The following is a 9000-nucleotide window of genomic DNA, read 5'->3' on the forward strand; positions in this document are numbered from 1 at the left end:
GTTTTTTTGAATGGGTGGGCGAATTCCACTATCTTGTCTGGGACAACGTAAACGCCGATCATACCCGTATTAAGTGAAGCTGCGAAGCAGCATCCGCGAGAAAGCTAACCATGGTTGAAAATAGCGAACTACGCAAAGCCGGTCTTAAAGTGACTCTGCCACGAGTCAAGATTCTACAAATGCTCGATTCTGCTGAGCAGCGCCACATGAGTGCCGAGGATGTATACAAGGCGCTGATGGAGTCTAACGAGGACGTCGGCCTGGCCACGGTTTACCGTGTTCTGACCCAGTTTGAAGCAGCAGGACTGGTGGTTCGTCATAATTTCGACGGCGGTCATGCAGTGTTCGAATTGGCCGACGGCGGTCATCACGACCACATGGTTGACCTGGATACCAATGAGGTTATCGAGTTCACCAGTCCGGAAATCGAGAAGCTCCAGCACATGATCGCTGAGCAGCATGGATTCGATTTGGTGGACCACAATCTGGTTCTCTACATACGTAAGAAAAAGTAAGAAAGCTACGCAGATTCGCTCTGCGAAACGATCGAAGGCGACCCTAGGGTCGCCTTCGTGCTTTCTATAGAAAGAAAATACTCAGTAAGCCAGGCTTCAGACCTTCGCGGTTACCACCATTTTTTTCGCGTGAGCCAAGGACTCCTTGGTCAGATCGATGCCGCCGAGCATCCGTGCCACTTCTTCTACCCGTTCGGTCTTGTTCAGCTTGGACACGGCCGTATGGGTCGCATCGCTGCCTCGCACCTTGTGCACGAACAAGTGCTGATGCCCTTGGGCGGCTACTTGTGGCAAGTGGGTGACGGTCAGTACCTGGCCGCGATCGCCCAGCCGGCGCAGCAACTGGCCCACGATCTCGGCAGTCGGGCCGCCGATCCCTACGTCCACCTCATCGAATACCAGTGTTGGCACGCGAGAGGTCTGGGCGGTGATCACCTGAATCGCCAGGCTGATCCGCGACAGCTCGCCGCCGGAAGCTACCTTTGCCAGTGCCTTGAGTGGCTGGCCTGGGTTCGCGCTGACCAGCAGTTCTACCTGTTCAAGGCCGTTGGGCAGCAGCTCATTGCTGGTGTTGGTGTGCAACTCGATGGTGAAGCGCCCGCCGGGCATGCCCAGGCGCTGGATTTCCTGCTCCACCGCGCTGGCCAGGCCGGTCGCTGCCTGATGGCGCAGGTCGCTGAGTTCTCGGGCTTTCTCTTGATAATGGCGAGCAAACGACGCTAGTTCCTCACCCAGTCGCTCGATGGATTCGTCATTAGCGTTCAGGGTTTCAATTTCATCCAGCAGCTTTTGCTGCATGGTTGCGACTTCGGTCGGCTGGATCCGGTGTTTGCGCGCCAGGGTGTAGATGGTGTCCAGGCGCTCTTCTATATCCTGCAGGCGGGCTGGGTCGGCATCGAAGTGATCGAGAAAGCGGTTCAGTTCGCCCACGGCTTCTTCTACCTGGATTTGCGCACTGGTCAGCAAGGTGGTGGCTTCGTTCAGCGAGCCTGATGCGTTATTCACGCTGGATAGCCGGTTCAGGCTGGCAGTCAGGGCGTTGAGCACATTGCCGGAGTCACTTTCGCTGCACTGCTCCACCACTTGCCGACAGATGCCCAGCAGGGTTTCGGCGTTGGTCAGGTTCTTGTGTTCCTGTTCCAGTTGCTCCAGTTCCGTCTCGCCGAGCCCCAGGCTTTCAAGTTCTTCCAGTTGGTAGCTGAGCAACTGGTGACGGGCGCGCTGCTCGTCGCCGGAGTTGGAGAGGCGCTCCAGCTCCTGGCGGGTCTGGCGCCAGCGCTGCGCGGCCAGTTGCACTTGGCGCGCAAGGTCCGTGGCGCCGGCGTACTCGTCGAGGAGTCGGCGATGGGTGTCGGTTTTCAGCAGGGACTGGTGTTCATGCTGGCTGTGGATATCGATCAGCAGTTCGCCCAGGGCTTTCAGGTCGCCGAGCGGGCAGGGCGTGCCATTTATATAGCCGCGGGAGCGCCCTTCGGCCGTGATCACCCGGCGCAGGATGCACGGGCCTTCATTGTTAAGGTCGCGCTCGGCAAGCCAGGCCTCGGCTTCCGGGATATCGGCCAGGTCAAAGGTGGCGAGGATATCGGCCTTGTCGGCGCCCGGGCGTACCACCCCGCTGTCGGCGCGATCACCCAGGGCCAGGCCCAGGGCGTCGAGCATGATCGACTTGCCGGCGCCGGTTTCGCCTGTGATTACGCTCATCCCGCGATCCAGTTCAAGATCCAGATGTTCAACGATGGCGTAGTTATGTACGGACAGGTGCACCAGCATGACGGCCGCTCCCAGGCTTTAGGTCTGGTTATTTATACAGTGTTTTGTTTGGGGGTGACAATCCTGATGCTTAGTCCGATTTGCTTGAATAAATCGCTTTTTAAGCGCAACAGGGAATGATTGATAAGAATTGATCCAGGACAAGTGAAAGACTTTTGGTAACGCCTCAACCCTTGAACCTGAAAATTGTGGCCCCATATACCGGAACAGAAGCGCGAGTCGAGTTCGCGCATGATTTTGAAAGGAGAAATCTATGGCTGACGAACAGACGCAGGATACGCAAAATCCAGACGCCAACCAGGCCGCAGGTGAAGACCTGGCCGCTCGTGTGCAAGTGCTCGAAGAGCAATTGGCAGGCGCACAGGATCAATCGTTGCGTGTTGCCGCCGATCTGCAGAACGTCCGCCGCCGCGCCGAGCAGGATGTAGAAAAAGCTCACAAATTCGCCCTGGAAAAATTTGCCGGTGATCTGTTGCCGATCATCGACAGCCTGGAGCGTGGCCTTGAGCTGTCCAACCCGGACGACGAAAACATCCGCCCAATGCGCGAAGGGATCGAACTGACCCTGAAAATGTTCCAGGACACCCTGAAGCGTTATCAGCTGGAAGCCATCGATCCGCAAGGCGGCGAGCCGTTCAATGCCGAGCATCACCAGGCAATGGCGATGCAGGAAAATGCTGATCTTGAGCCGAACAGCGTATTGAAGGTGTTCCAGAAGGGTTACCAGCTCAACGGTCGCTTGCTGCGCCCGGCAATGGTTGTGGTGAGCAAGGCTCCTGCACCGGTTGCACCTTCTATTGATGAGCAGGCTTGAAATAAGTCGTAACGGCCCCATCTATAAGTCAAGCGTTTAAGTACTGCCGCAGTTAGCCACCACTGCTGCGGCAAAAAAATCTAAGTTTCGGGAGAGTAAATCATGGGCAAAATTATCGGTATCGACCTGGGGACTACCAACTCCTGCGTCTCCGTGCTGGAAAACGGCGTATCCAAAGTTATTGAAAACGCCGAAGGCGCACGCACCACTCCGTCCATCGTGGCTTATGCCAACGACGGCGAAATCCTGGTGGGCCAGTCCGCCAAACGTCAAGCTGTGACCAATCCGCATAACACCCTGTACGCGGTGAAGCGTCTGATCGGTCGTAAGTTCGACGAAGAAGTCGTACAGAAAGACATCAAGATGGTCCCGTACAAAATCGCCAAGGCTGACAACGGTGACGCCTGGGTTGAAGTGAACGGCCAGAAAATGTCGCCGCCACAAATCTCGGCTGAAATCTTGAAAAAGATGAAGAAAACCGCCGAAGACTACCTCGGTGAAGCCGTGACTGAAGCGGTGATCACCGTTCCGGCTTACTTCAACGACAGCCAGCGCCAGGCGACCAAAGACGCTGGCCGTATTGCTGGCCTGGACGTGAAACGTATCATCAACGAACCAACCGCAGCCGCTCTGGCCTACGGTATGGACAAGGCCAAGGGCGACCACACTGTGATCGTTTACGACCTGGGTGGCGGTACCTTCGACGTTTCCGTGATCGAAATCGCTGAAGTCGATGGGGAGCACCAGTTCGAAGTGTTGGCCACCAACGGTGACACGTTCCTGGGCGGTGAAGACTTTGACATTCGTCTGATCGACTACCTCGTTGAGGAATTCAAGAAAGAAAGCGGCATGAACCTCAAGGGTGACCCGCTGGCCATGCAGCGCCTGAAAGAAGCCGCTGAGAAAGCCAAGATCGAACTGTCTTCGAGCAATTCGACCGACGTGAACCTGCCGTACATCACTGCAGACGCTACCGGTCCTAAGCACTTGAACGTGAAAATCTCCCGCGCCAAGCTGGAAGCGCTGGTAGAAGACCTGGTTCAACGCACCATCGAGCCTTGCCGCATTGCGCTGAAAGACTCGGGTATCGATGTTGGCGCGATCAACGACGTGATCCTGGTGGGCGGTCAGACCCGTATGCCACTGGTTCAGAAGCTGGTGACCGAGTTCTTCGGTAAAGAAGCGCGTAAAGACGTGAACCCGGACGAAGCAGTTGCCATGGGTGCTGCCATCCAGGGTGCGGTATTGGCCGGCGACGTGAAAGACGTTCTGCTGCTGGACGTAAGCCCGCTGACCCTGGGTATCGAAACCATGGGCGGCGTGATGACTGCGCTGATCGAGAAAAACACCACGATTCCTACCAAGAAATCGCAAGTGTTCTCGACTGCCGACGACAACCAGGGCGCCGTGACCATTCACGTGCTGCAAGGTGAGCGTAAGCAAGCCGGTCAGAACAAGTCCCTGGGCAAGTTCGACCTGGCCGAGATTCCACCAGCACCACGTGGCGTGCCGCAAATTGAAGTGACCTTCGACATCGACGCCAACGGCATTCTGCACGTAGGCGCCAAAGACAAGGCCACCGGCAAGACTCAGTCGATCGTGATCAAGGCTAACTCGGGTCTGTCCGAGGAAGAAATCCAGCAGATGATCCGTGACGCTGAAGCCAACGCTGACGAAGACCGCAAGTTCGAAGAGCTGGCCGCTGCCCGTAACCAGGGTGATGCACTGGTTCACTCGACTCGCAAAATGATCGCTGATGCTGGCGACAAAGTGACTGCTGAAGAGAAAACTGCAATCGAAGCCGCAGTAGTTGTCCTGGAAGCCGCCGTTAAAGGCGACGACAAGGCTGCTATCGAAGCCAAGGTTGAAGAGCTGTCGAAAGTCTCTGCGCCAGTGGCTCAGAAAATGTACGCCGAACAAGGCCAGCCGGCTGACGGTGCTGCACACCAGGCAGAACCTGAAGCCAAGCACGACGACGTTGTCGATGCCGAGTTCGAAGAAGTCAAAGACCAGAAGTAACTTGGTCGCCCGGTTGACCGCTCACAAGCGGTGACTGGTAGGATGTCGCCGCGCGGGAGCTTGCTCCCGCGTTGGCGTGTCTGGGGTACGCGAATTTTTACAGCATGCGACAACGCTCGGATGCTGGCGGTGTGATCGGGAATGCTCCTGCTTTCCGGACGACAGTCACCGCGTTTTTGGCCGGTTTCCGGCTGAAAGCAGTAACGACCAGGATCGTTGAATTGACGTGAGTTGGGTCCGGGCCTGTATTGGGGCTCAACGAGTTTGGCAAGGCTCAGGAGGGTTTTGCCGGACGTCCTTAAGAGTGCAAAGACTTATGGCAAAGCGTGACTATTACGAAGTGTTGGGTGTGGAGCGTGGCTCCAGCGAGGCGGACCTGAAAAAGGCTTACCGTCGCCTGGCAATGAAGCACCACCCGGACCGTAATCCGGATAGCAAAGAATCCGAAGAGCTGTTCAAAGAGGCCAATGAAGCCTACGAATGCCTGTGTGATCCGAACAAGCGCGCCGCTTACGATCAGTATGGCCATGCCGGTGTCGACCCAAGCATGGGTGGCGGCGGTGCCGGTTTCGGCGGGCAGAACTTCTCCGATATTTTCGGCGACGTGTTCAGCGACTTCTTTGGCGGCGGCCGTGGTGGCCAGCGTGGCGGTGCCCAGCGTGGCAGCGACCTGCGCTACACCCTGGAGCTGAACCTGGAAGAAGCGGTGCGCGGTACCAGCGTCAATATCCGTGTTCCGACGCTGGTCAATTGCAAGCCGTGCGACGGTTCGGGCGCCAAGAAAGGCTCCTCGCCGATCACTTGCCCGACTTGCGGCGGTATCGGCCAGGTACGCATGCAGCAAGGCTTCTTCTCGGTGCAGCAAACCTGCCCGCGCTGCCACGGCCAGGGCAAGATCATTTCCGATCCGTGCGACTCGTGCCACGGCGAGGGGCGTGTCGAAGAGTACAAGACCCTCTCGGTGAAAGTGCCGGCGGGTGTTGATACCGGCGACCGCATTCGTCTGTCGGGCGAAGGCGAGGCGGGCACTCAGGGCGGCCCGACGGGCGACCTGTACGTGGTGATCAATGTGCGCGAGCACTCGATCTTCCAGCGCGACGGCAAGCATCTGTTCTGTGAAGTGCCGATCAGCTTTGTCGATGCGGCCCTGGGTGGCGAGCTTGAGATTCCGACGCTGGACGGTCGGGTCAAGCTGAAGATCCCTGAGGGTACGCAGACCGGCAAGCAGTTCCGTATCCGTGGCAAAGGCGTTGCGCCGGTGCGCGGTGGCGGTGCTGGTGACCTGATGTGCCGTGTGGCGGTAGAGACGCCGGTGAACCTGGGGCGTCGTCAGCGCGAACTGCTGGAAGAGTTCCGCAGCTCCCTGGCCGGCGATGACACTCATTCGCCAAAGACCACCGGCTGGTTCGAAGGCGTGAAGCGCTTCTTCGGCGACCTGTAAGGAAGTGAGTATGCGACGTATCGCGGTGATGGGCGCTGCCGGGCGCATGGGCAAGACCCTGGTCGAGGCCGTGCAGGCGCGCTCGCCGGCCTCCGGGCTGACGGCGGCGATTGTTCGTCCCGGCAGCACCTTGATTGGTGCGGACGCCGGTGAGTTGGCGTCCCTGGGGCGGATCGGCGTTTCGTTGTCCGGCAATCTGGAGCAGGTTGCCGACGAGTTCGACGTGCTGATCGATTTCACCCTGCCGGACGTGATGCTGAAAAACCTGGCGTTCTGCCGCAAGGCGGGCAAGGCCATGGTGATCGGCACAACGGGCCTGAGCGCCGAGCAAAAGCAGCTGCTGGTGGAGGCGGGCAAGGATATTCCAATCGTGTTCGCGGCCAATTTCAGCGTCGGCGTCAATCTGTCGCTGAAGCTGCTCGACATGGCGGCGCGGGTGATGGGTGATGAGGCTGACATCGAGATCATCGAGACTCATCACCGGCACAAGATCGATGCGCCGTCCGGTACGGCATTGCGTATGGGCGAGGCGATTGCCGATGCCCTGGGTCGTGACCTGTCGAAGGTGGCGGTGTATGGCCGCGAAGGCCATACCGGTGCCCGCGCCCACGACACCATCGGTTTTGCCACCGTTCGCGGCGGTGATGTGGTGGGCGATCACACCGTGCTGTTCGCAACCGAGGGTGAGCGTCTTGAGATCACCCACAAGGCGTCTAGCCGCATGACGTTCGCCAAGGGTGCCGTACGTGCGGCGCTGTGGCTTGAGGGTCGTGCGCCGGGCCTGTACGACATGCGCGACGTGCTGGACCTGCATTAAGAAGTAGCTAAAACGGGGTCTCAGGAATATGCTGAGGCCCCGTTTTTACCCGCTAGGCGACGTCCTGTCGCATTCCCCTGCCTTTAAGGCTCATTAGCGGTGGACCAAAAAAGCCTTTTTCTGTAAGCTACAGCTTTAGTGTGTCCACTAAAAGCGCGCAGAATAATTCAGTGAAGAAGCGGGGTGACGTGTCCATACGTCACTCCGCTTTTTTACAACCTGCGATCGCCCTTTCAGGCTTTATTTACGGGAGGTCTTCTTGACTAAGCCAGCCATACTCGCCCTTGCTGATGGCAGCATTTTTCGCGGCGAAGCCATTGGAGCCGACGGTCAGACCGTTGGAGAGGTGGTGTTCAACACCGCCATGACCGGCTATCAGGAAATCCTTACTGATCCTTCCTACGCCCAACAGATCGTTACCCTGACCTATCCGCACATCGGCAACACCGGTACTACACCGGAAGACGCCGAGTCTGATCGTGTCTGGTCGGCTGGCCTGGTCATTCGTGACCTGCCACTGGTAGCGAGCAACTGGCGTAACACGATGTCCCTGTCCGATTACCTGAAAGCCAACAACGTTGTGGCGATCGCCGGTATCGATACGCGTCGCCTGACACGCATCCTGCGTGAAAAAGGCTCGCAGAACGGCTGCATCATGGCCGGTGACAACATCTCCGAAGAAGCAGCGATCGCAGCGGCCCAAGGTTTCCCTGGCCTGAAAGGCATGGATCTGGCGAAAGTCGTCAGCACCAAGGAAACGTACGAGTGGCGCTCCACCGTCTGGGACTTGAAGACCGACAGCCACGCGACCATCGAAGCTTCCGAACTGCCGTACCACGTCGTGGCCTACGACTACGGTATCAAGCACAACATCCTGCGCATGCTGGTCGAGCGCGGTTGCCGCGTGACCGTGGTGCCTGCGCAGACCCCGGCCAACGACGTACTGGCCCTGCAGCCGGACGGCGTGTTCCTGTCCAACGGCCCGGGTGACCCGGAGCCTTGCGACTACGCCATCAAGGCGATCAAGGAAGTGCTGGAAACCGAGATCCCGGTATTCGGCATCTGCCTCGGCCACCAGTTGCTGGCCCTGGCCTCCGGCGCCAAGACCCTGAAAATGGGTCACGGCCACCACGGTGCCAACCACCCGGTGCAGGACCTGGACACCGGCGTCGTGATGATCACCAGCCAGAACCACGGTTTTGCGGTGGATGAAGCGACGCTGCCGGGCAACGTCCGGGCGATTCACAAGTCGCTGTTCGACGGTTCCCTGCAAGGTATCGAGCGCACCGACAAGAGCGCGTTCAGCTTCCAGGGCCACCCTGAAGCAAGCCCGGGCCCGAACGACGTAGCGCCGCTGTTCGACCGTTTCATCAATGAGATGGCCAAGCGACGCTAACTGAGCGGCCTGAGGGCGGCCCGGGAAACCGGCGGCCCCCTCGGGCTCTTCAAAGATTGTTCAAGACGGCTTGCCGACTGACCTGCGGATTTGAGTGACAAACCCATGCCAAAACGTACAGACATAAAAAGCATCCTGATTCTCGGCGCTGGCCCGATCGTGATCGGCCAGGGCGGCGTAGTCGACTTGTCCGGCGCGCCGGGGGGTCACGCGCTGCGGGAGGAGGGC

At 58.5% G+C, this 9000-nt stretch carries 8 protein-coding genes; 7 read left to right on the forward strand and 1 reads right to left on the reverse strand.

Annotation, left to right across the window (positions count from 1 at the left end; translation table 11 throughout):
* The first annotated feature begins 110 nt into the window (after positions 1-110).
* The gene (gene fur / locus ACIOMR_RS30420; RefSeq protein ID WP_003212228.1) at positions 111-515 is read left to right on the forward strand and encodes a ferric iron uptake transcriptional regulator; all 405 of its coding nucleotides are present in this window, start codon (positions 111-113) and stop codon (positions 513-515) included.
* 96 nt (positions 516-611) lie between these two features.
* On the opposite strand, the gene recN is transcribed toward fur, so the two are convergent.
* Positions 612-2285 (reverse strand): DNA repair protein RecN, encoded by a 1674-nt coding sequence (gene recN, locus ACIOMR_RS30425; RefSeq protein ID WP_401198101.1) that lies wholly within the window; start codon positions 2283-2285, stop codon positions 612-614.
* Positions 2286-2538: 253 nt separating this feature from the next.
* Here recN and grpE point away from each other — a divergent pair, with 253 nt between their 5' ends.
* From grpE to ACIOMR_RS30455, 6 genes are all read left to right on the forward strand, one after another.
* Positions 2539-3099 carry a nucleotide exchange factor GrpE gene (grpE, locus tag ACIOMR_RS30430; RefSeq protein ID WP_003212224.1) on the forward strand — a complete coding sequence of 187 codons (561 nt, stop codon included), beginning with the start codon at positions 2539-2541 and terminating at the stop codon, positions 3097-3099.
* A gap of 102 nt (positions 3100-3201) precedes the next feature.
* Entirely contained in the window at positions 3202-5118 is a 1917-nt protein-coding gene (dnaK, locus tag ACIOMR_RS30435; protein ID WP_401198104.1) for a molecular chaperone DnaK, read from the forward strand.
* A gap of 316 nt (positions 5119-5434) precedes the next feature.
* Positions 5435-6559: a molecular chaperone DnaJ gene (gene dnaJ / locus ACIOMR_RS30440; protein ID WP_003212219.1), complete on the forward strand. Its 1125-nt coding sequence runs from the start codon at positions 5435-5437 to the stop codon at positions 6557-6559.
* A 10-nt stretch (positions 6560-6569) separates the two neighbouring features.
* Positions 6570-7376: a 4-hydroxy-tetrahydrodipicolinate reductase gene (gene dapB, locus ACIOMR_RS30445; protein ID WP_087693401.1), complete on the forward strand. Its 807-nt coding sequence runs from the start codon at positions 6570-6572 to the stop codon at positions 7374-7376.
* Positions 7377-7635: 259 nt separating this feature from the next.
* The gene (carA, locus tag ACIOMR_RS30450) at positions 7636-8772 is read left to right on the forward strand and encodes a glutamine-hydrolyzing carbamoyl-phosphate synthase small subunit (protein ID WP_003212214.1); all 1137 of its coding nucleotides are present in this window, start codon (positions 7636-7638) and stop codon (positions 8770-8772) included.
* A 105-nt stretch (positions 8773-8877) separates the two neighbouring features.
* A partial coding sequence (locus ACIOMR_RS30455) for a hypothetical protein (protein WP_401198109.1) occupies positions 8878-9000 on the forward strand: 123 nt, incomplete at its 3' end.

The sequence above is a fragment of the Pseudomonas sp. NPDC087814 genome (assembly GCF_044742865.1).
Taxonomy (GTDB): domain Bacteria; phylum Pseudomonadota; class Gammaproteobacteria; order Pseudomonadales; family Pseudomonadaceae; genus Aquipseudomonas.